Origin of the sequence: Burkholderia sp. AU45251 (assembly GCF_030482905.1) — a bacterium.
Lineage (GTDB): Bacteria > Pseudomonadota > Gammaproteobacteria > Burkholderiales > Burkholderiaceae > Burkholderia > Burkholderia aenigmatica.
This window is the reverse complement of the sequence record NZ_JAUJQH010000037.1, coordinates 1-21,105: the sequence shown is the minus strand read 5'-3', so window position 1 is coordinate 21,105 and position 21,105 is coordinate 1. Positions and strand designations below refer to the sequence as shown.

16 protein-coding genes and 1 pseudogene are annotated in these 21,105 nt (G+C 67.7%); 9 read left to right on the top strand and 8 right to left on the bottom strand.

Annotated features, from left to right (window positions below):
• Window positions 1–130 precede the first annotated feature (130 nt).
• Entirely contained in the window at window positions 131–685 is a 555-nt protein-coding gene (locus tag QZM67_RS36810; RefSeq protein WP_039364653.1) for a YaeQ family protein, read from the top strand.
• Window positions 686–705: 20 nt separating this feature from the next.
• On the opposite strand, the gene QZM67_RS36805 is transcribed toward QZM67_RS36810, so the two are convergent.
• The gene (locus QZM67_RS36805) at window positions 706–1,119 is read right to left on the bottom strand and encodes a VOC family protein (RefSeq protein WP_175026573.1); all 414 of its coding nucleotides are present in this window, start codon (window positions 1,117–1,119) and stop codon (window positions 706–708) included.
• Window positions 1,120–1,550: 431 nt separating this feature from the next.
• On the opposite strand from QZM67_RS36805, the gene ada reads away from it, so the two are divergent.
• The 3 genes from ada (at window position 1,551) to gshA (ending at window position 5,676) form a co-directional block, all read left to right on the top strand.
• Window positions 1,551–2,642 carry a bifunctional DNA-binding transcriptional regulator/O6-methylguanine-DNA methyltransferase Ada gene (gene ada / locus QZM67_RS36800; RefSeq protein WP_301810972.1) on the top strand — a complete coding sequence of 364 codons (1,092 nt, stop codon included), beginning with the start codon at window positions 1,551–1,553 and terminating at the stop codon, window positions 2,640–2,642.
• Window positions 2,639–3,598 carry a DNA-3-methyladenine glycosylase gene (locus tag QZM67_RS36795; RefSeq protein WP_043184769.1) on the top strand — a complete coding sequence of 320 codons (960 nt, stop codon included), beginning with the start codon at window positions 2,639–2,641 and terminating at the stop codon, window positions 3,596–3,598. Before ada ends, QZM67_RS36795 begins: the two co-directional genes overlap by 4 nt.
• Window positions 3,599–4,062: 464 nt before the next feature.
• Window positions 4,063–5,676, top strand: a complete 1,614-nt coding sequence (gshA, locus tag QZM67_RS36790) for a glutamate--cysteine ligase (protein WP_175025783.1) — start codon at window positions 4,063–4,065, stop codon at window positions 5,674–5,676.
• Between the two features lie 109 nt (window positions 5,677–5,785).
• Here gshA and QZM67_RS36785 read toward each other — a convergent pair whose 3' ends face one another.
• Window positions 5,786–6,097 (bottom strand): DUF4148 domain-containing protein, encoded by a 312-nt coding sequence (locus QZM67_RS36785; RefSeq protein ID WP_175025782.1) that lies wholly within the window; start codon window positions 6,095–6,097, stop codon window positions 5,786–5,788.
• A 582-nt stretch (window positions 6,098–6,679) separates the two neighbouring features.
• Here QZM67_RS36785 and QZM67_RS36780 point away from each other — a divergent pair.
• On the top strand, window positions 6,680–8,320 hold the full coding sequence (locus QZM67_RS36780; RefSeq protein ID WP_175034836.1) for an L-lactate permease: 1,641 nt from the start codon (window positions 6,680–6,682) through the stop codon (window positions 8,318–8,320).
• A 74-nt stretch (window positions 8,321–8,394) separates the two neighbouring features.
• Here QZM67_RS36780 and QZM67_RS36775 read toward each other — a convergent pair whose 3' ends face one another.
• Window positions 8,395–9,312 (bottom strand): LysR family transcriptional regulator, encoded by a 918-nt coding sequence (locus QZM67_RS36775; protein ID WP_043184765.1) that lies wholly within the window; start codon window positions 9,310–9,312, stop codon window positions 8,395–8,397.
• Window positions 9,313–9,539: 227 nt separating this feature from the next.
• Here QZM67_RS36775 and QZM67_RS36770 point away from each other — a divergent pair, with 227 nt between their 5' ends.
• Window positions 9,540–11,714: a phosphocholine-specific phospholipase C gene (locus QZM67_RS36770; protein WP_175025779.1), complete on the top strand. Its 2,175-nt coding sequence runs from the start codon at window positions 9,540–9,542 to the stop codon at window positions 11,712–11,714.
• 206 nt (window positions 11,715–11,920) lie between these two features.
• The gene (locus QZM67_RS36765; RefSeq protein WP_043184762.1) at window positions 11,921–12,649 is read left to right on the top strand and encodes a phosphonate utilization associated transcriptional regulator; all 729 of its coding nucleotides are present in this window, start codon (window positions 11,921–11,923) and stop codon (window positions 12,647–12,649) included.
• A 110-nt stretch (window positions 12,650–12,759) separates the two neighbouring features.
• On the opposite strand, the gene QZM67_RS36760 is transcribed toward QZM67_RS36765, so the two are convergent.
• The 5 genes from QZM67_RS36760 to QZM67_RS36740 form a co-directional block, all read right to left on the bottom strand.
• The gene (locus QZM67_RS36760) at window positions 12,760–14,148 is read right to left on the bottom strand and encodes an FAD-dependent oxidoreductase (protein WP_301810968.1); all 1,389 of its coding nucleotides are present in this window, start codon (window positions 14,146–14,148) and stop codon (window positions 12,760–12,762) included.
• A 110-nt stretch (window positions 14,149–14,258) separates the two neighbouring features.
• Complete coding sequence (locus QZM67_RS36755) at window positions 14,259–15,389, bottom strand: 2-aminoethylphosphonate--pyruvate transaminase (RefSeq protein ID WP_301810966.1); 1,131 nt, start codon at window positions 15,387–15,389, stop codon at window positions 14,259–14,261.
• A 48-nt stretch (window positions 15,390–15,437) separates the two neighbouring features.
• Window positions 15,438–17,165 carry a putative 2-aminoethylphosphonate ABC transporter permease subunit gene (locus QZM67_RS36750; RefSeq protein WP_301810965.1) on the bottom strand — a complete coding sequence of 576 codons (1,728 nt, stop codon included), beginning with the start codon at window positions 17,163–17,165 and terminating at the stop codon, window positions 15,438–15,440.
• Window positions 17,162–18,253, bottom strand: coding sequence for a putative 2-aminoethylphosphonate ABC transporter ATP-binding protein (locus QZM67_RS36745; protein ID WP_175025774.1), 1,092 nt, complete (start codon window positions 18,251–18,253; stop codon window positions 17,162–17,164). Before QZM67_RS36745 ends, QZM67_RS36750 begins: the two co-directional genes overlap by 4 nt.
• A gap of 97 nt (window positions 18,254–18,350) precedes the next feature.
• Window positions 18,351–19,406: a putative 2-aminoethylphosphonate ABC transporter substrate-binding protein gene (locus tag QZM67_RS36740; protein ID WP_301810963.1), complete on the bottom strand. Its 1,056-nt coding sequence runs from the start codon at window positions 19,404–19,406 to the stop codon at window positions 18,351–18,353.
• Between the two features lie 208 nt (window positions 19,407–19,614).
• Here QZM67_RS36740 and phnA point away from each other — a divergent pair, with 208 nt between their 5' ends.
• Window positions 19,615–20,853 (top strand): phosphonoacetate hydrolase, encoded by a 1,239-nt coding sequence (gene phnA / locus QZM67_RS36735; RefSeq protein ID WP_205823866.1) that lies wholly within the window; start codon window positions 19,615–19,617, stop codon window positions 20,851–20,853.
• A 29-nt stretch (window positions 20,854–20,882) separates the two neighbouring features.
• Window positions 20,883–21,105, top strand: a pseudogene (locus QZM67_RS36730) (phosphonoacetaldehyde dehydrogenase); the annotation flags it as partial.

Here is a 21,105-nt window from a genome sequence, read left to right as displayed (position 1 = left end):
CGCGCACCGAACACGGCCCGGCCCATGCCGGGCCGTTGCGCTGTGGGTTGCGCATGACACGCGCCGGACGCCGCGCATTCGGTATCATCACGGCCCGACCGAACCGAATGCCCGCCCGGGCCGTATCCGCATGGCGCTGAAATCCACGATCTACAAAGCTGAACTGCAAATCGCCGACATGGATCGGCATTACTACGCCGATCACGCGCTGACGGTGGCGCGCCATCCGTCGGAAACCGACGACCGGATGATGGTGCGCATCGTCGCGTTCGCGCTGTTCGCGCACGAGCGGCTCGAATTCTGCAAGGGGCTGTCGGACGTCGACGAGCCCGATCTGTGGCAGAAGGACCTGACGGGCGCGATCGACGTCTGGATCGAAGCCGGCCAGCCCGACGAACGGCGCATCTCGAAGGCGGCCGGCCGCGCCGGGCAGGTCACGGTGATCGCGTACGGCGGCAAGACGTCGGATATCTGGTGGCAGGGCGTGCGCAGCAAGGTCGAGCGGCTGCGCAACGTGCAGGTGCTGTCGCTGAACGACGGTGTTGCAGCCGCGCTCGGCAAACTCGCGGAGCGCACGATGCGCCTGCAATGCACGGTGCAGGACGGCGCCGCGTGGATCTCGAGCGCCGACCACGATCCGGTCGCAGTCGAGTGGACGGTGCTGAAGGCGCGCGCGGACGCGTGACGGCCGCACGCCGGCCGCGTTCAGCCGATCGTGGCCGGTGGCCCCTTGAATTCGAGCATGTTTCCTTCCGGGTCGAACAGGTAGATCGACGGCCCGTAGCCGCCGGCGCCGTAGCGTTCCGCGGGGGCGCCTGGCTGTGCGCCATGCGCGGCGAAATGGGCGGTCAACGCGTCGGGATCGAACGGCTCGACCCGCAGGCACAGGTGATCGAGATTGCGTCCCGCGCCGGGCGGGCCGCTGTCGGGACGGTCGATCGGGCCGCCGACCGACAGCAGGTCGATCAGCGCGTCGCCGGCGCGCAATTGCACGAGGCCCAGATCGGGCTGTTCCTTTTCCACATGGCAGCCGACGGCGTCGCAGTAAAAACGCGTCATCGCGGCCATGTCGGTCACGCGCAGCACGATGTGATCGATCGCGCGGATGGTCGGTTTCATGGGCAGGCACTCCTTCGCGGTCCACGAGCATCGAGTGTAGACGTATCGCGCCTGCGCCGCCGGCCGGAACGCGGCACAATCGACGGACGAAAAAAAGCCCGTTCACGCGGAGCGGAACGGGCTTAATCCATATCAGGAGGAGACATGGAGGAGACAGTTCCAACTATACACACGGCGATGGTGCGACGCAATATTTCGAATGCAAAAAATCGTCAGGACGGCGATTTGTCGCATCTGCAGTGCAGCAAAATGGTGACGGTAGGATGACGAAAACCGCGCTGAAACAGCCGGCGCGCGTGTTTTGTCGGATTTATCTTTAATCGATGCGCCCCCGATTATTCGGCGCGAATCACAGAGCAAGATTCAGGGCGCGACGGCGCGTGCCGATGTCTAGAGTAGGTCCCATCTACACTAGAGAGTGCGAGGTTCAGATGAAAACCGCCTATCCGACCGATGATGCCCGCTGGGGCGCCGTCACCGAGCGCGATCCGCATGCGGACGGCGCGTTCTTCTACGCCGTGAGCACGACCGGCGTGTTCTGCCGCCCGACCTGTGCGTCGCGGCTGCCGCGTCGCGAAAATGTGTCCTTCTTCGCCGATACGGCCGCCGCGCGTGCGGCCGGCTTCCGGCCCTGCAAGCGCTGCCAGCCGGAAGGGCTGCCGCGCGAGCTCGAGATCGTCAACCGCGCATGCGCGGTGCTCGACGCGCATGCGGAACGGCTCACGCTGCAGCAACTGAGCGACGCCGTGCACGTGAGCCCGTTTCACCTTCAACGCCTCTTCAAGCGCGTGGTCGGCGTGTCGCCGCGGCAGTACCAGGCCGCGCAGCGCGGCGCCGCGCTGCGTCAGGCGCTGCAAAGCGGGCAGCCGGTCACGCAGGCGGCCGTCGACGCGGGCTTCAACTCGCCGTCGCGGCTCTATGCGTCGGTACCGCGCGAACTCGGGATGGCGCCGTCGGCATTCCGCCGCCAGGGCGCCGGCCTGTGGATCGACTATGCAACCGCATCGACATCGCTCGGCACGGTGCTCGTCGCCGCGACCGAACAGGGCATTTGCCGGATCGCGTTCGGCGACGAACCGGCAGCGCTCGCCGGCGAGCTGAAAGACGCATTCGCGCGCGCCGAACTGGTCGAAGCGCCGGCCCGGCTCGCGCCGTTCATCGCGCAGATCCGCGCGTACCTGGACGGCACGCGGCACGCCTTCGACCTGCCGCTCGACATCGCGCCGACCGCGTTCCAGCAGCGCGTGTGGGAAGCGCTGACGCATATTCCGTACGGCGAAACGCGGAGCTACTCGGAGATCGCGGAGGCGCTCGGTTCGCCGAGCGCGGTGCGGGCGGTCGCATCCGCGTGCGCGTCGAATCCGGTCGCACTCGCGATCCCGTGCCACCGCGTCGTACAGAAGGGCGGCGCGCTTTCCGGGTATCGTTGGGGCGTGCGCCGCAAGGCGACGTTGCTGGCGTCCGAGGCGCGTCATGTGCACGACGATCAAACCGAATTCGTTGCGGAGGGCAGCGCAGTTTGAGCATCGCAAAAACAACGATCACATCCATCGTGAACGGCGGCCAGGTGCCGCCGTCCGCGCAAATGGAACTGCGCTTCAATGCGCCCTACGACTGGGCGCGCGTGCTGCGTTTCTTCAGCGGGCGCGCGATTCCGGGCGTCGAGCAGGTGGCGGACGGCGTGTATCGCCGCATCGTCGACCTGCACGGCGACGCCGGCCGGCTCACGGTCGCGAAACATCCGCGCAAGCATTGCCTGGTCGCGACGGTCGAAGGCGCGGTCGCGCGTCATGTCGATGACGCGTTCGCCGCGCGCGTCGCGACGATGTTCGACCTCGGTGCCGATCCGGCCGCCATCGGCAGCGGGCTGGCACGCGATCCGTGGTTCGCGCCGCTCGTCGAGGCCGCGCCGGGGCTGCGCGTGCCGGGCGCATGGTCGGGGTTCGAACTGGCCGTGCGCGCGATCGTGGGCCAGCAGGTGAGCGTGAAGGCTGCGACGACGATCGTCGGGCGGCTCGTCGAGCGTGCCGGGGAGCGTGTGGTGCATGAAGACGACGGCGCGCCCGCGTGGCGCTTCCCGACGCCCGACGCGCTGGCCGCCTGCGATCTCGACAAGATCGGGATGCCCGGCAAGCGGGTGGCGGCACTGACGGGCGTGGCGCGTGCGGTGGCGGCCGGCGACGTGCCGGTCGATCGCGAGCACGCCGATCTCGCGACGCTGCGCAGCGCGTGGCTCGATCTGCCCGGCATTGGCCCGTGGACCGTCGAATACATCGCGATGCGCGCATGGCGCGATCCGGATGCATGGCCGGCCTCCGATCTCGTGCTGATGCAGTCGATCGCCGCGCGCGATCCGGCGCTCGACCGGCTTGCAACCCAGAAGCGCCGCACCGAAGGCTGGCGGCCGTGGCGCGCGTACGCGGCGCTGCATTTGTGGAACGAAGTGGCCGACCGGGCGGGCGGCGCGCGCGGCGGGTGAGGGCGGCCGCACGCGGCCGGGTGCGACCTGGCGAGGCAGCGATGCAACCCGTTGCGCAGGTCGTGCCGGCATGCGCACGCGACCTGCCGGACACCGGCCGTCACGGCCATACCGCGCCTCCGTCGCCCGCAGGGTGCCGGTCGCGCGAAGCACATTTACCCCGCTTTCCGCGGCCGGTCCGGCCACACGGTTGCACCTGCCGCCACCCGTTCGCACGTCACGTTCCTTCGGACGAATTCGCGTAACCGGCGTGCCCGTTGCCGCCGCCTGGAACCGGTGACACATGCGGCGACCGCCGCGACCGGCCCGTCCGGCGGCCCGATCCGGCCCGCGCACGCTGCCCGGGGCCACCTCAAGCGCGTGTTTCGGCGAGATGTTAAAGTGCCCGCTACCAACGAAGCGACCAACAATCCAGCCGGCCGCGCGCGGCGTTCTGCGCGCGGCCGTCACGCACTTGCGTCTCCATGTCGAACACCATGACTCACCGCCAGTCCGAACTGCTGCTGAATCGCCTCGACGCGCTGAGCTCGGGCCCGACGCGGCAGCATCTGCCCGACGGCCTGCGCGGCATCGAAAAGGAAAGCCTGCGCGTGACGCGCGACGGGATGATCGCGTTCACGCCGCATCCGCGCGCGCTCGGTTCGGCGCTCACGCATCCGTCGCTGACGACCGACTATTCCGAAGCGCTGATCGAGCTGATCACGCCCGCGGAAGGCGACGCCGCGATCACGCTCGAACGTCTCGACGATCTGCATCGCTACGTGTATGCGTCGCTCGGCGACGAGATGCTGTGGAACGACTCGATGCCCGGCCTGCTGCCGGCCGACGACCAGATTCCGATCGCCGACTACGGCACGTCGAACATCGGCCGCCTGAAGACGGTGTACCGGCGCGGCCTCGCGTATCGCTACGGCCGCACGATGCAGTGCATCGCCGGCATCCACTACAACTACTCGCTGCACGAAGAGGTGTGGCGGCGCCTGCATGCGGAAGAAGGCTCGACGGCCACGCTCGTCGATTACCAGTCGGAGCGCTATCTCGCGCAGATCCGCAACTTCCGCCGCCGCAGCTGGCTGCTGATGTACCTGTTCGGCGCGTCGCCCGCGCTCGATACGAAGTTCCTGCGTGGCAAGCCGCACAAGCTCGACACGTTCGATGCCGATACGCTGTACCTGCCGCATGCGACGAGCCTGCGGATGAGCGATCTCGGCTACTCGAACACGACCGCCCAGGCGGCGCTGCATGTCGACTACAACACGCTGCCCGGCTATCTCGACGCGCTGTCGAAGGCCGTGAGCGAGCCGTATCCGGCCTACGAGGCCATCGGCACGCATCGCGACGGCGAGTGGATCCAGATCAACACGAACGTGCTGCAGATCGAGAACGAGTTCTACTCGACGATCCGGCCGAAGCGCGTCACGTATTCGGGCGAGCGGCCGCTGCATGCGCTCGCATCGCGCGGCGTGCAGTACATCGAGGTGCGCTGTCTGGACATCGATCCGTTCGAGCCGACCGGTATCGCACTGGAAACCGCGCGCTTCATCGACGCGTTCCTGCTCGCGTGCGCGCTCGACGAGAGCCCGGCGCTCGACTGCCCCGCGTACCAGGAAGCGAACGCGAACTTCGGCAGCGTGACGATGGAAGGGCGCAAGCCGGGGCTCACGCTGCAGCGCGACGGCGAGTCGGTCACGTTGCAGGCGTGGGCAGACGATCTGATGGCCGATATCGAAACCGTCGGCCGCCGTCTCGACGAAATCCGCGGCGGCGACGAGCATGCGCGCGCGATCGCCGCGCAACGCGAGAAGCTCGCCGATCCGGAGCGCACGCCGTCCGCGCACGTGCTGCGCACGATGCGCGAGCGCGGGCAGTCGTTCCTTGGGTTTGCGCTGGCGCAGAGCGAAGCGCATGCCGCGCATTTCCGTGCGAATCCGCCGTCGGCGGACACCCTGCGCACCGGGCAGGCGCTCGCCGCGAAGTCGCTGGCCGAGCAGGCCGAGCTCGAAACGAAGGAGGCCGGATCGTTCGACGCATTCGTCGCGGCCTATCGCGCGTATACGCTGAACCGCTTCAGCGTTTGATGCTTGCGCACGTGCATCGCGTCGATCGGCGCGGTGCGCGAGGCGCCTCTCCATCGCCGGTCGGCGCGCACCGTTCACCGTGGTGCGCTCGATCCGGTTCGATCAGCCGTCAGTGATGCGCGTACGTGCCGCGATCGATCGCAGGCGGCAGCGCCGGCTTGCCCGATTCCACGTTTGCCCCGCCGTCGCTGCCGTAGCCGGCGCTCTCGCCGCGCGCCTGCGCGGCACGGCGCATGATCGCCTGCATGTCGTCCGGAAAGTCGGGACTGCTCGCGAGACTCGTCCGGTAACCGGCGGCCTGCAGCTCCACGAGTTCCTGGCGGACCTGGGCGCGCGTCAGCGTCGATGCGGCCTGTGCGTGGGCGGCAAAGGCCGCGCCGATCAGCACGCATGCGCATGCCGCCTGTTTCATCGTCTTCATCGTTTCACTCCGTGAGGTTCCGGTGCCGTGCCTGCCGTGGCCGGCGCGGGCGGAATCGATGCGACCAGTCTAGGCTTCGGACGCCAAACGAAACATCCCGCCCGCCGTCAGGCACCTTTGCCGCACGTGCAACATTGCGCGGGGGCGGCGTCGCGCTGCGCCGGCGAGCCGCTCGCGACGGGCTTCCTGTCGGATGCGACAGCGGGCCGCCTGCTGCCGGTCAGCGGGCGTCGGGTGGTTCGTATCGGGTCGCTACGCATCGGGCTTGTCCCCCTTGTACAAGCGCTGCGCGCCTCCTAACCTCTTTTAAGCGACTGATCGGTTGGCCGCGCGACGTCGTTGCGTGCGCAAGCGCCTGAGCGTTGTCGCGACTGCAGAACGTTGAGGTGAATTGAGTCCGGGAAGGCTGAAGCGCCAACCTGGGTTGCTCGAACGAGGCATCGGACCCGAGTAGGCGCTAAAGCGCCAACCCGGATCGACCGCCGTGGGGGTGGAGTAAGCGCTGAAGCGCTAACTCCAACTAGCCACGCCATGGGATCCGGGTAGGCGCTAAAGCGCCAACCCGGATCGACAGGAGACACGATGAACCCCACCGACGCCCTACCGCCCGGCATCGTCTTCGCGCAGCCATTGACGCCGGTCGCCAACTCGCTGCTGCTGTCCTTCCTCGTCGCCGCGATCCCGATTGCGGTCGCGCTGATCGCACTCGGCGTGCTGCGCCGCCCTGCGTGGCAGGCCTCGCTCGCCGGGCTCGTCGCCGGTCTCGCGGTCGCGATCGGCGCGTGGGGGATGCCCGCCGGGCTCGCGTTCAACGCGGTCGGCGCCGGCATGGCGCTCGCGGTCGTGCCCGTGATGTGGATCGTCTTCAACGCATTGCTGCTGTACAACATCGCGGTGAAGTCGGGCCGCTTCGACCAGTTCCGGCAATGGATGCTCGACAACCTGCCAGACGATCGCCGTCTCGTGCTGCTCGTCGTCGCGTTCTCGTTCGGCTGTCTGCTCGAAGGGATCTCGGGATTCGGCACGCCGGTCGCAATCACGAGCGCACTGCTGATCGCGCTCGGCTTCCCGGCGCTCGAAGCGCTCACCTATACGCTGTTGTTCAACACGGCACCGGTCGCGTTCGGCGCGCTCGGCGTGCCGATCACCGTGCTCGGCGCGGTGACGTCGCTGCCGCCCGCGACGCTCGCGCAGATGGTCGGCCGCCAGTTACCGTTCTTCGCGTTGCTGCTGCCGTTCTACGTGGTCGGCGCGTACGGCGGGCTGCGCTCGATCTCGAAGCTGTGGCCCGCGCTGCTCGTGTCGGGCGGCAGCTTCGCGATCGCGCAGTTCGTCACGTCGAACTTCCTCGGCTACCAGCTCACCGACGTGCTGTCGTCGCTCACGTCGCTGATCGTCACGATCGGCTTCCTGCAGGTATGGAAGCCGCAGCCCGATCCGCAATACGCGCTCGCGCGCAGCGTGCCCGCAACGGCCGGCGCCGCGCGCGCGGGCTTCGGCGGCTGGCTGCCGTGGCTCGTCGTGTCGGTGGTCGTGATCGTCTGGGTGCACGCGAACATCGCGGCGATCGGCGACGTGAAGATCAAGTGGCCGGGCCTGCACAACGCGGTGTTCGTGTCGCTGTACCACAAGCCCTATGCGGCGATCTGGGACTTCCAGCCGCTCGGCACCGGCACCGCGATCCTGGTCTCGGCGATCGTCACGGCCGCGCTGACGCGCACCGGCGTCGGCGCGTTCTTCGAATGCGTGGTCAAGACCTGGCGGCAGACGTGGATCGCGATCGTCACGGTGATGATGATCGTCGGGCTTGCGTACCTGCTGAACTACTCGGGGATCAGCTACACGCTCGGCACCGGCGTCGCGTCGACCGGCGCGCTGTTCCCGCTGGTGTCCGCGTCGCTCGGCTGGATCGCGGTGTTCCTGTCGGGCAGCGACACGTCGGGCAACGCGCTGTTCGGCAACCTGCAGGTGGTCGCCGCGCGGCAGCTCGGCCTCGATCCCGTGCTGATGGCCGCGACCAATTCGTCGGGCGGCGTGATGGGCAAGATGATCTCGCCGCAGAACATCGCGACGGGCGTGTCGACCACCGATCTGAAGGGGCAGGAGGGCGTGGTGTTCGCGCGCACCTTCTGGCACAGCGTGATCCTCACGCTGCTGCTCGGCGTGCTGGTGTTCCTGCAGCAGCACGTGCTGACGTGGATGATTCCGGCGCTGCCGAAATGATGTGAGCGCAACGACAGAGGGAAGGCGCGGAAACAGCGCCACGTAAAGTGCGGAACCGGTGAGCGCGCGGCAATTCAGCGCGCGTTCGCCCGCCGCGCCGTTCGTCCCGCTTCATCCGCCCCGGCCGCGTCACTGCCGGCCGGCAGGATGCACGCGAGGAACGCGTCGATCGCGGGGCTCTGGCGGCGCGCCTTCAGGTAGTACACGTATTCGTCGATCGTCGTGTCGACGCCGCGCAGCGCGATCACGCGCAGGTCCGGATGACGTTCGGCCTCGCCGAGCGGAAACAGGCTGCCGCCCACCCCATGCAGGATCGCCTCGCGGATCGCTTCGCGGCTGCCGATCTCGGCAACCGAGACGGCCGCGACACCGGCCGCCTCGAGAATCGTCTCCGTGCAGCGGCGCGTGACCGAGCCTTCCTCGCGAATCAGCAGCCGCACGTCGGCGAGCCGCGCCGGATCGATCGCGTCGAAGCGCGCGAGCGGATGGTTGCGATGCACGACGAGCACGAGCGGGTCGGTCGAGATCACCTTGCGTTCGAGGCCGTCGGCATCGTTGCGCTGCGACGAGACGGCGAGATCGATGCGGAATTCCTGCAGCGCCTGCAGGATCTCCTCGGAGTTGCCGATCCGGCACGTGAGCGCGATCGACGGATGCGCGTTCGAGAAGCGGCCGACCGCCTCCATGATGTAGTAAGGCCCCGTCGCACCGATCCGCAGCTGGCCTTCGAACAGGCCGCCGACGTTGCGCAGCATGATGTCGGCCTGCGCTTCGAGCGCGATCATCTTCTCGACGAGCGGCAACAACTCGATCCCCGTCTCGGTGACCTCGAGCTTGCGGCCGCTGCGGTAGAACAGCTCGACGCCATACACCTGCTCGACCTGCCGGATCTGCGCGGCGATCGTCGGCTGGCTCACGCCCAGGTGACGCGCGGCGCGCGTGATGCTGCCCTGCCGGACGGTCGCGTGGAACGCCTTCAGCTGATCGAACACGACTCGGCTTCCCCCTCTGTATCGCGCGTCAGCGTAGCGCATGCGTATGTCGGCCGGATGAAAGGCGCGTCGTGTGCCACTTCGAAAAAATTCTTGTGGGTAACCCAAAGAAACCTGCGGTAACCGGTCACGGCCGGGACATGCCGATGCGGGGTAATAGCGGCGACGCAAACCGCCGGCCCCGCTCGACTGGCGCCCCCACTCCTACCGACAACAGGGTTCTCTTCATGTCCTCGAACAATCGACGCGATTTCCTGCGCCTCGCCGCGCAGTCGGCCGGCGCGATGGCCGCCTACGCGGGCTTCCCGCCCGCGATCCGCAATGCGCTGGCGATGCCGGCCGCCTATCGCACGGGCACGATCCGCGACGTCGAACACGTCGTGATCTTCATGCAGGAAAACCGTTCGTTCGACCATTACTTCGGCGGGCTGCGCGGCGTGCGCGGCTTCAACGACCCGCGCCCGCACCTGCTGCCGAGCGGCGCACCGGTGTGGCAGCAGCCGCCGGCGTCGGTGTTCACGAAGAACTACCATTCGCGCGGCCTCGATCCGTCGGCGCCGTACGTGCTGCCGTTCTACCTCGATCCGAAGCAGACGACCGAATTCCAGCCGGGCACCAACCACGGCTGGAGCAGCGGCCACCTGTCCTGGAACAACGGCCAGTGGGACCAGTGGGTGAACCAGAAGCAGGACGTGCTGACGATGGGCTACCTGAAGCGCCAGGATCTCACGTACCACTACGCATTGGCCGACGCGTTCACGATCTGTGATTCGTACTTCTGTTCCGCACACGCCGACACCGCGCCGAACCGCATCTACCTGTGGACCGGCACGGTCGACCCGCGCAACATCTACGGCAACCCGCCGAACGGCCCGGGCATTGGCGAGCGCGACGACGTGAACGGCTACACGTGGACCACCTACGCGGAACGCCTCGAGAACGCGAAGATCAGCTGGAAGGTGTATCAGGGCGGCACGGGCATCCCGGGCGACCCGACCGACAACTACACCGACAATTCGCTGATGTTCTTCAAGCGCTTCCAGGTGAAGGAAGGCGCGAGCGGCCCGCTGGTCGACAAGGGCGCGTCGGACCACACGCTCGCCGAGCTGAAGGCCGACGTGCAGGCGAACCGGCTGCCGCAGGTGTCGTGGATCGTGTCACCGTACAAGTACAGCGAGCACCCGCAGGCATCGCCGACCGACGGCGCGTTCTACATCAACATGGTGCTCGAGGCGCTCACGTCGAACCCGGAGGTGTGGGCGAAGACGGTGTTCATCCTCAACTACGACGAGAACGACGGGCTGTTCGACCACGTCGTGCCGCCGGTGCCGCCGGTGACGAGCGGCGTGGGCGGCCAGGGCATCGTGTCGTCGAACCTGCTGTCGAATCTCGGCGACGAGCTGCTCGACCTGAACAAGTACCCGGGCGAAATGAGCCCGCTCGTGCCGGGCGCCGACCCGGGCGGCATCCAGCCGATCGGCCTCGGGCCGCGCGTGCCGCTGATCATCATCTCGCCGTGGACGAAGGGCGGCTGGGTCTGCTCGGAGACGTTCGACCATACGTCGGTGCTGCGTTTCCTCGAAGCGCGCTTCGGCGTGAAGGAGCCGAACATCAGCGCATGGCGCCGCTCGATCTGCGGCGACCTCACGTCGGCGTTCGACTTCTCCGCACGCCCCGACACGCGCACGGTGAGCTTCACGGTGCCGCAGCACATCGCGACGGCCGGCCAGGCGTACCAGGTGCCCGCGCAGCAGTCGATGCCGGCGCAGGAGCCCGGCACGCGGCCGGCACGCGCGCTGCCGTACGAGCTGTTCGTGCACAGCCGGGTGAGCGCGCACGACGACAGCGTGTCGCTCGACTTCGCGAACACCGGTGACGCAGGCGCGGCGTTCTACGTGTACGACCGCCGCAACCCGACGACGCCGCCGCGTCGCTACGCGGTGTCCGCGCATGACCGCTTCGTCGATACGTGGAACACGTCGGCCGCGCGCGGCGATTACCATCTCGCGGCATACGGCCCGAACGGTTATCTGTGCGAGTTCCAGGGCAACACGCGGCTCGCGGCGGACGGCCGCCACGCGAACCCCGAAGCGCGGATCGGCTACGACGTGCGCAACCGCCACGTGTATCTGCAACTGCGCAACAGCGGGCGCGCGACGTGTCGCGTGACGGTCGACAACGCGTACAGCCATGCGCACGCGCGCACCTACACGCTGGAGCCGGGCGAGCGCGTCGAGGATCACTTCGAGCTGTCGTCGAGCCACGGCTGGTACGATCTGACGATCACCGCGACGACGCTGCGCGGCGGCGACGACAAGGTCGTGCGCCGCTTCGCGGGCCACGTCGAGACGGGCCGGTCGAGCCACAGCGATCCGGGGCCGGTGAAGCACACGACGGCCTGACGGCCGGCACGCGTCGCGCGATACGGGCGAGGTCGGCCCGTCGCGCGACTGCCGCCTGCCGGGTGCGTTTCGGTTGCATCCCGGCAGGCGGGATTGGCTTTTGGAAACTGAAAACTGTTGACAATGTGCCGGGCCGAGGGTATATAAGGATCATTCGCCGATATGGCGCCCTCGATTTCTACCGCAGCCTTGCTGCCTGCCCGACCATGACAGCCCCGAACGCGCTCAGCGCCATCGAACTCCTGCAAAGCCAGTCGCTCGCGATGATCGTCCAGGACATGCTCGAGCGCGCGATCGTCTCCGGCGAATACGCGCCGGGCGAGAAGCTCAACGAAGTCGAGATCGCGACCAAGCTGAACGTGTCGCGCGGCCCCGTGCGCGAAGCGTTCCGTGCGCTCGAACAGGCCGGCCTGCTGCGCAACGAGAAGAACCGCGGCGTGACCGTGCGCGTCGTGCCGCTGCGCGAGGCCGAGGAGATCTACGAAGTGCGCGCGATGCTCGACGAATCGGTCGCGCGCGCGCTCGCCAAGCGCATCTCGCCCGACACGCTGAAGGTGCTGAAGGGCATCATCCAGTCGATGAAGGACGCCGCGAAGACGCACGACGTCACGCGCTATACCGAGCTGAACGTGCAGTTCCACGACGCGATGGTCGTCGGCGTCGGCAATACGCACCTCACCGATACCTACCGCCGGCTCGTGCGCCAGCTCGGCCTGCTGCGCCAGGCCGCGATCGAGGCCGAGGAGGATGCGATCGCCGTGTCCGCCGCCGAGCACGACAAGATCGTGCAGGCGCTCGCGGGAGGTGACGAGGAGCAGGCGGTGGCACTCGTGCGCGAGCACGTCACGCACGGCCTCGCGCGCATGCGCCGCACGCACGAGCAGGGGCTGCCCGCGACGGGCAAGGCGGCGCGGGAGAAGACCGTGCGCGCGTAAGCGCCCGGCAAGGCCCGCGCGGGTTGCCGCGCAAAAGCAAAGGGACGCTTCGCAGCGTCCCTTTTTCATTGCGTCTTCAGGTCATGCGGGTCCTGCAGGTCGACGCATCGTCACGCCTTGTCGGCTTTCCCCGCCGCGCTCGCGAATTTCGCGAGCCACGTGTCGACAGCCGCCGGCGGCCGGCTCTCGTCCTCCGCGCGCTCCTTGCGGCGGATCGCATTGCGCACGACGTGCGCGCCGACATAGCGGATCGGTTCCGGCGGGAACGCCCCAAGCGGGCCGCGCACGATCGGGCTGCGCGTCCACGCGTTGTCGAGGCCGAGCACGAGCGACGACAGGATCTGCCCGCCCATGTAGGTCGGCCCCACGCCGTTACCCGAGTAGCCGAAGCCGTAGAACACGTTCGGCGCATCGTCGAGGCGGCCGAAGAACGGGAAGCCGGTGACGGATCGATCCGACGGCCCGTTCCAGCTTGCCGTGACCGGCACGCCAGCGAGCGACGGAAAGAACTCGCGCAGGCTTTGCGTGAGTTGCGCCTCGTACGGCGAGCGCCGGTCGAACACGGGTGCGATACGGCTGCGCCACGAGAACGTGTTGCCGCCCTTGCCGAGCATCAGCCGCCCGTCGGCGGTGGTGCGGTAGTAGTAGACGAAGATCCGCGAATCGAGCACCGACACGCCGTTCACGAGCCCGGTCTGCTCGAGCAGTTCGGGGCATTTCTCGGTGATCACCATGTCGCTCGACACGACCGCGATCGTGCGCTCGAATTGCGGGAAGCGGCTCGCCATCCACGCGTTGATCGCGAACACGAGCTTGCCCGCGCTCACGCTGCCGGACGGCGTGCGAACAACGGCCGGTTGCCCGGGCGTGAAGTCGAGCATCGGTGTGCGTTCGTAGATCCGGATGCCCATCGCGAGCGCGACGCGGCGCAGCCCGCGCACGAGCTTGCCGGGATGCACGGTCGCGGCGATCGGCGAGTAGACGCCGTCGAGATTGCGTGCGGAACCCGAGCGGCGCGCGACTTCGGCGGGCGGCAGCGGCTCGTAGCTGTGAATGCCGCACGCGGCGAGCGCGTCGAGCACCGGCGCGAGCGTGCCGACCTGCGCGCGCGACGTCGCGGTGTACAGCGTGCCGTCGAGCCGCAGCTCGGCATCGATGCCGTGCGCGCGGCAGAAATCGGCGATGTGCTGTACGGCCGCTTCGGATGCCTTCACGAGCCGGATCGCCTCGGCTTCGCCGAACAGGCGCCGCAGCGTCAGGAATTTCGCGGACCACGTGAGCAGGCAGCCGCCGTTGCGACCGCTCGCGCCGGCGCCGCACAGGTCGGCCTCGACGATCGCGATGTCGAGCGCGGGGTTCTGCTGCTTCGCCTGGATCGCGGTCCAGAGCCCGGTGAAGCCGCCGCCGACGATGCACACGTCGGCCTGCGTCGCGCCTTGCAGCGCGGGGGCGAGATCGCCGTCGTTGAACAGCGCTTGTTCGATCCAGAAGGGACGCATCGGAGGGTTCTTCGAAAAGGGGCCGTGCCGCGCACGGCCCGAAACAACTGGCCGCCGCGTGCGAACGTGCACGCGGCGGGGACCATCACGTCACGTCGTCCTGCGTCACGTCAGGCGGCCGCTTCGGCCGACACGCGGCGCACGCCCATCGCGCGCAGCGTGTCGGCGATCGCGGCGACGGCGCCCGGGATGCCGGCTTCGCCGAAGTGGCCGATGCAGCCGACCCGGAATGTCTCGACCTCGGTCAGCTTGCCCGGATACAGGATGTAGCCGCGCTTCTTGACCTCCTGATAGAAGCGCTTGAAGTCGTAGTTCGGATCGTCCGGCGCATGGAACGTGACGATGATCGGTGCCTGGATCGCCGGATCGAGGAACGGCCGGAAGCCGAGTGCGAGCATCCCGTCGATCAGCGCGCGATAGTTGCGCTGGTAGCGGCCGCCGCGCGCGGCGAGCCCGCCTTCGTCAACGTATTGCCCGACGGCTGCGTCGAGCGCCGCGACTACGTGCGTCGGCGGCGTGAAGCGCCACTGCGTTGTGCGCTGCATGTAGACCCACTGGTCGTACAGGTCCATCGCGAGCGAGTGGCTGTTGCCTTCGCAGCGTTCGAGCGCGCTGCGCTTCGCGATCACGAAACCGAGCCCCGGCACGCCTTCGAGGCATTTGCCGGATGCCGCGATCACCGCGTCGAACGGCGTCGTGCGCGCGTCGATGTCGATCGCGCCGAACGAGCTCATCGCATCGACGATCAGTGCGCGGCCGTGCTTCGCGACGACCTGCGCGATGCCGTGCAACGGGTTCAGTACACCGGCGCCCGTTTCGCAGTGCACGAGTGCGACGTGCGTGATGGTCGGATCGGCGACGAGCGCGCGCTCGACGTCGGCCGGATCGACGCGGCGATCCTCGCTGTAGTCGATCGTCGTCAGCTTGCGGCCGAGCACACGGCAGATCCTCGCGATGCGCTGGCAGTACGCGCCGTTATTCGGCACGAGCACGTGGCCGTCGCGCGGCACGAGCGTGCCGATGGCCGCTTCGACCGAGAACGTGCCACTGCCTTGCAGCGGCACGCATTCGTGCGTGCCTTCGCCGTGCACGATCTGCAGCAGGCGTTCGCGCAACCGCGCGGTGATCGCGTTGAAGTCGCTGTCCCACGATCCCCAGTCGCGCAGCATCGCGTCGCGCGTGGTGTCGGAGGTCGTCAGGGGGCCTGGGGTGAGCAGGATGGGCTGGGCGGCGAGCGTCATGGTGTCTCCTTGATGAAGTCGGGACGTCACGTGAATGCGGCTAAAAAATCAGTGGCGATGCGGGTTGCGCCAGGCCTGCGTACGGCGCAACAGTCGATGCGAGATGCACGCGAACAGCACGCACGCGAACGACGAGGTCGCGAGCACGAGCGTGGCCATCGCGGCGGCCGGGCCCATCTGGCCCGCGTCGTCGAGGTTCAGGATCGCGACCGACGCGGGCTGCGTGTCGGGCGAGTAGAGGAACGCGACGGCCGAGACCGTCGTCATCCCGTTGACGAACAGGTAGCGCGCGATCAGCAGGATCGCGGGCAGGCACACGGGCACGGTCACGCGCAGGAAGGTCTTGTAGAACGGCACCTTCAGCGACGCGGACACGGCCTCGAACTCGCTGTCGATCTGCCGGAGCGCGGTGACGGCGGTCAGGTGGCTCGACGCGTAGTAGTGCACCACCGTGACGATCGCGAGCAGCCACAGCGACCCGTACAGCCCGTTCAGCGGATTGCCGGGCGCGTTGAACAGGAAGATGTAGCTGATGCCGAGCACGAGCCCCGGCACGCCCATCGGCAGGATCGCGCACAGGGCGATGAAGCCGCGCAGCCAGCGTGCGCCGCGCGTCTTCTCGATCAGGTATGCGCCGCCGAACACGACGATCGTGCCGCCGAGCGCCACCGTCGCGGCCATCCGCAGGCTGTTCTTGTACGCGTCGAAGATGCCCGCGCCGATCAGCCCCATCTTGTAGTGCTGCAGCCCGAGACTCATCTGGTACGGCCAGAACTTCACGAACGACGCGAACACCGAGATGCCGACCACCGCGATGAAGAACGCGCACACGAGGCCGCAGTACGCGAGCATCGCGGCGTCGAAGCCGCGCGACGGCTTCGGCTGATACGGCGTCGAGCGTGCGCCGAGCTGCGACTGCTGGCGGCGGCGGATGAAGAAGTCGACGCCGAACGCGACGAGGGCGGGGCACAGCAGCATCAGGCTCACGACCGCGCTGCGGTTGAAGTCCTGCAGGCCGATGATCAGCTTGTAGATGTCGGTCGACAGTACGTTGTACGAACCGCCGATCACCACCGGCACGCCGAAGTCGTTGATGCACATCGTGAATGCCACCATCGTCGCGCTGATCAGCCCGTACTTCGCGCTGGGCAGCGTGATCGTGAAGAACTTGCGCGTGCGGCTCGTGCCCATCGCGTCGGCGGCCTCGTAGAGCCGGCCGTCGGCAAGCGACAGCGCGGTGACGAGGATCATCAGCACGTGCGGGAACGACGCGTACACCATGCTCAGCACGATGCCCGGCAGCCCGTAGATCGAATGGCCGTGCAGTAGCGGCTTCAGCAGCCCCGCGTTGCCGAACCAGTAGATGAACGACACCGCGGACAACAGCGTCGGCGCGAGCAGCGGCAGCAGCGCGACGGTACGCGCGGCGTTCTTGAACGGCATGCACGAGCGGGTCAGCGCATACGCGAACGTGAACGCCATCGGCACGACGATCGACGTGACGAGCGCGCCGACCGTCAGCGAATGCAGCATCGAGCGCAGCACGCCGCTGTCCTCGAGATACTCGATGAAGTTGTGCGCGCCGACGAATCGCCCGTCCGCATCGACAAAGCATTTCTGCACGACGAGCGCGAGCGGCAGCAGCAGGAACATCGACATCAGCGCGGCCATCGCGACGAGCGCGAGCTGCGCGATGCGGTCGTGCCAGTGCGTGATCTGCCGCACGTCGGCGGGGGCGGAGGCGCCGCGGCGGCGCTCGGTCAGGACGGTGCTCATTGCAGTCGCTCCTTCGCGCTCGGGAACACGCGGACATGGTCGCGATCGAGCGCGAGGTCGATACGCGCGCCGGCCTGCACGCCGGTGCGGTCGACGTCGTGATACGACAGGTCGGCGACGATCTCCTGGCCGTCGAGCCCGTCGATCCGGAAGCTCACGCGGCAGAACGCACCGAGGAATTCGAGCTTCTCGACGCGGCCGGCCAGCACGTTGTCGGCCGTTTGGCCCGGCACGCAGATGCGCAGGTCTTCAGGCCGCACGTACACCGACACCGCCGCGCCCTGCGCGGGGCGGGCCGTGCCATGGCGGCAGTCGAGGCCGACCGCGCCCGCGCGCAGCGTGCCGTCCTGCGCGACTTCGGCGGGAATCGTGTTGACGCGGCCGATGAAGTCCGCGACGAACGGCGACGCGGGCTGCCGGTAGATTTCGAGCGGCGTGCCGATCTGTTCGATCACGCCATGGTTCATCACGACGATGCGATCGGCCATCGACAGCGCTTCTTCCTGGTCGTGCGTGACCATGATCGTCGTCACGCCGAGCCGCTGTTGCAGTGCGCGGATTTCCTGGCGCAGCCGCACGCGCACCCGTGCGTCGAGTGCCGACAGCGGCTCGTCGAGCAGCAGCAGGCCGGGGGAGGTGGCGAGCGCGCGCGCCAATGCGATGCGCTGCTGCTGGCCGCCGGACAGCTGGCCCGGATGCTTGCGATGGCTGTCGGGCAGGCCGACCAGCGCGAGCAGCGTGTGCACGCGCTCGTGGATCGCGTCGCGCTTCATCTTCCGGTTCACGAGCCCGTACGCGACGTTGTCGTACACCGTGAGGTTCGGGAACAGCGCGTACGACTGGAACACGATGCCGTAGTCGCGCAGTTGCGGCGGCAGCCGCGAGATATCGCGGCCGTCCTGCATGATGTGGCCGGCGTTCTGCGTCTCGAGCCCCGCGATGATCCGCAGCAGCGTGGTTTTCCCGCAGCCGGACGGCCCCAGGAAGCAGATCATTTCGCCCTTCATCACGCTCAGGTTGATGTCGGTCAGGACCTGCGTGTCGTTGTACCGCTTCTCGATGCGTTCTACGCTCAGATAAGGTGCCATGCGCGCCTCCATGCTGGGGCGGCCCGGGGGCCGGATTCGACGACGGAAAGGGTGGCGCGGGGCGGCGCGCGGCGCGGCCCCGCTGCCGGTCGCGGCGTTACTGCTGCGTTTTCGAGCCGTAGCGCTTCTGCCACGTGTCGAGAATCGACTGGCGGTTCTTCGCCGACCATACGAAGTCGTTCTTCACGAGCAGCTCCGAGTAGTTGTCGGGGATACCGGTGAGCTTGCGCGCGACACCCGGGTACGCGACGATCGCCCACCAGCGCGCGGTGATCTGGTTCGCATCCTTGCTCGCCATGAAATCGGCCAGCTTCTTCGCGGCATCGGGCTGCTTCGTCGTCTTCATGATCGCCGTGCCTTCCATGTCCCAGCCGAGCCCTTCCTTCGGGAACACGAGATCGATCGGCGCGCCCTGCGACTGCAGTTCGTGGCCGCGGAACTCGAACGAGATGCCGATCGGGAATTCGCCGGTGCCGGCGAGCGTGCACGGCTTCGAGCCCGAGTGCACGTATTGAGCGACGTTCTTGTCGAGCGCGTCCATGAATTTCCAGCCCTTGTCGTCGCCGAAGGTCTGCAGCCACGCGGTCACGTCGAGGTAGCCGGTGCCGGAGGAAACCGGGCTCGGCATCACGATCGCGCCTTTATAGACGGGCTTCGTCAGGTCCTCCCACGACGTCGGCTTCGGAATGCCCTTCGCCTGCGCGGCGACACGGTTGTAGCAGATCGTCGCGCCCCACACGTCCATGCCGACCCAGTGCGGCGGCGTGTTCGCGTCGCTGTACTTGCGCGTGAGCTGGTCGAAGCCCTTCGGCGAGTACGGCATCAGCATCCCCTGCAGGTCGAGCAGCGTGAGGCTCGACGCGGCGAGGCCGAGCACGACGTCCGCGCGCGGGTTGTTCTTCTCCGCGAGCAGCTTCGCGGTGACCGAGCCGGTCGAGTCGCGCACCCAGCGGATCTCGATATCGGGGTTCGCTTTCTCGAACGCGTCCTTGTAGGGCTTCATTGCCTCGTCTTCCAGCGCGGTATAGACGAGCAGCGACGTCTTCGCGTGCGCCGCCTGCACCGCGCCGAGCGCGACCGCCGCGGCCAGTGCGAAGCGGGCCGCGCCCGCCGCCCATGCGTTCAAACGCTTGTTTACCGGCACTTCGTTCATCTTCAGACCCCTTGACTGTGGCGCCGCGGCACGCGGCGGATGAGTGGAGACCAGCCCTCTTGCTGCTACGTTGTTTTGCTTTCTGTTCTCTGCATGTTGTTGACAATCTACAAATCATCAATTTTAATGTCAAGCATGGAAAACACCTCCCTTCGGCGCGACGCGGGCGCCGACGGCTCTACCCTTCGAACTGAAAGGAATGAACGTCATGAATGAAACGCCTGTCTCCGTGGAAGTGAACGGCCGCCGCTACAACTGGATGAGCCGGCCCGTGGTGGTCGTCTGCGTCGATGGCTGCGCATACGAATATCTGGAAGAAGCGGCCGAGGCCGGCGTCGCGCCGTTCCTGCGCACGCTGCTGAAGCCGGGCACGGCGCTCAAGGGCGAGTGCGTGGTGCCGAGCTTCACGAACCCGAACAACCTGTCGATCGTGACAGGCGTGCCGCCGGCGGTGCATGGGATTAGCGGCAACTACTTCTACGATCGCGACACCGGCGCCGAGGTGCTGATGAACGATCCGAAGTACCTGGTCGCACCGACCGTGCTCGCGACCTTCGCGGAGCAAGGCGCGAAGGTCGCGGTCGTCACCGCGAAGGACAAGCTGCGCCGCCTGCTTGGCAAGGGGCTGAAGGGTATCTGCTTCTCGTCGGAGAAGGCCGACGAAGCCAGCCTCTCGGAAAACGGCATCGACAACGTGCTCGAACTGGTCGGCAAGCCGGTGCCGAGCGTGTACAGCGCGGATCTGTCCGAATTCGTGTTCGCGGCCGGCGTGCGCCTGCTCGAGACGCGCCCGATCGACCTGATGTACCTGTCGACGACCGACTACGTGCAGCACAAGTGCGCGCCCGGCACGGAAGGCGCGAACGAGTTCTACGCGATGATGGACAAGTACCTGCAGCGCCTCGACGAACTCGGCGCGATCGTCGCGATCACGGCCGACCACGGGATGAACGCGAAGCACGACGATGAAACCGGCGAGCCGAACGTGATCTACCTGCAGGAACTGTTCGACGAGTGGCTCGGCGAGGAGGCGGCGCGCGTGATCCTGCCGATCACCGACCCGTACGTCGTGCACCACGGCGCGCTTGGTTCGTTCGCGACCGTCTACGTGCCGGCGACGGCCGATGCCGAGGCGCTGCGCGCGCGGCTCGCCGCGGTCGACGGCATCGAGGTCGTGCTGACGGGCGCCGAAGGCTGCGCGCGCTTCGAACTGCCGCCGGCGCGGATGGGCGACCTGATCGTGATCTCGAAGCAGGACGTCGTGCTCGGCACGCGCCGGATCAAGCATGACCTGTCGGGCCTCGACGTGCCGTTGCGCTCGCACGGCGGGATCTCCGAGCAGATCGTGCCGCTGATCTTCAGCAAACCGGTCGCGGGCGACGTCACGGGCCGCGCGCGGCTGCGCAACTTCGACATCATCGACATCGCGCTCAACCATCTGCAGTGATGCGCACGCATCCGTAAGGGGACACACTCATGAACGCCATTGCAGCATCGACGGACGTCCGCGAGATTCGTCGCGAAGCACTGCGAATCGACGGCGAACGGATTCATAGGGACGCGGTAATCGAAGTGCGCAACCCGTACGACGGCTCGCTGGTCGGCACCGTGCCGAAGGCGACGCTGGACGACGTGCGGCGCGCGTTCGCGACCGCACGTGCGTACCGGCCGACGCTCACGCGCCACGATCGCGCGGCGA

Bases quoted from the DNA above. Each gene is read 5' to 3' on its own strand.
- QZM67_RS36745 (WP_175025774.1), bottom strand. From the start codon at position 18,253: ATGGCACCTTATCTGAGCGTAGAACGCATCGAGAAGCGGTACAACGAC.
- QZM67_RS36810 (WP_039364653.1), top strand. From the start codon at position 131: ATGGCGCTGAAATCCACGATCTACAAAGCTGAACTGCAAATCGCCGAC.
- QZM67_RS36765 (WP_043184762.1), top strand. From the start codon at position 11,921: ATGACAGCCCCGAACGCGCTCAGCGCCATCGAACTCCTGCAAAGCCAG.
- QZM67_RS36785 (WP_175025782.1), bottom strand. From the start codon at position 6,097: ATGAAGACGATGAAACAGGCGGCATGCGCATGCGTGCTGATCGGCGCG.
- ada (WP_301810972.1), top strand. From the start codon at position 1,551: ATGAAAACCGCCTATCCGACCGATGATGCCCGCTGGGGCGCCGTCACC.
- QZM67_RS36805 (WP_175026573.1), bottom strand. From the start codon at position 1,119: ATGAAACCGACCATCCGCGCGATCGATCACATCGTGCTGCGCGTGACC.
- QZM67_RS36770 (WP_175025779.1), top strand. From the start codon at position 9,540: ATGTCCTCGAACAATCGACGCGATTTCCTGCGCCTCGCCGCGCAGTCG.
- QZM67_RS36740 (WP_301810963.1), bottom strand. From the start codon at position 19,406: ATGAACGAAGTGCCGGTAAACAAGCGTTTGAACGCATGGGCGGCGGGC.
- QZM67_RS36760 (WP_301810968.1), bottom strand. From the start codon at position 14,148: ATGCGTCCCTTCTGGATCGAACAAGCGCTGTTCAACGACGGCGATCTC.
- gshA (WP_175025783.1), top strand. From the start codon at position 4,063: ATGTCGAACACCATGACTCACCGCCAGTCCGAACTGCTGCTGAATCGC.
- phnA (WP_205823866.1), top strand. From the start codon at position 19,615: ATGAATGAAACGCCTGTCTCCGTGGAAGTGAACGGCCGCCGCTACAAC.
- QZM67_RS36755 (WP_301810966.1), bottom strand. From the start codon at position 15,389: ATGACGCTCGCCGCCCAGCCCATCCTGCTCACCCCAGGCCCCCTGACG.
- QZM67_RS36750 (WP_301810965.1), bottom strand. From the start codon at position 17,165: ATGAGCACCGTCCTGACCGAGCGCCGCCGCGGCGCCTCCGCCCCCGCC.
- QZM67_RS36780 (WP_175034836.1), top strand. From the start codon at position 6,680: ATGAACCCCACCGACGCCCTACCGCCCGGCATCGTCTTCGCGCAGCCA.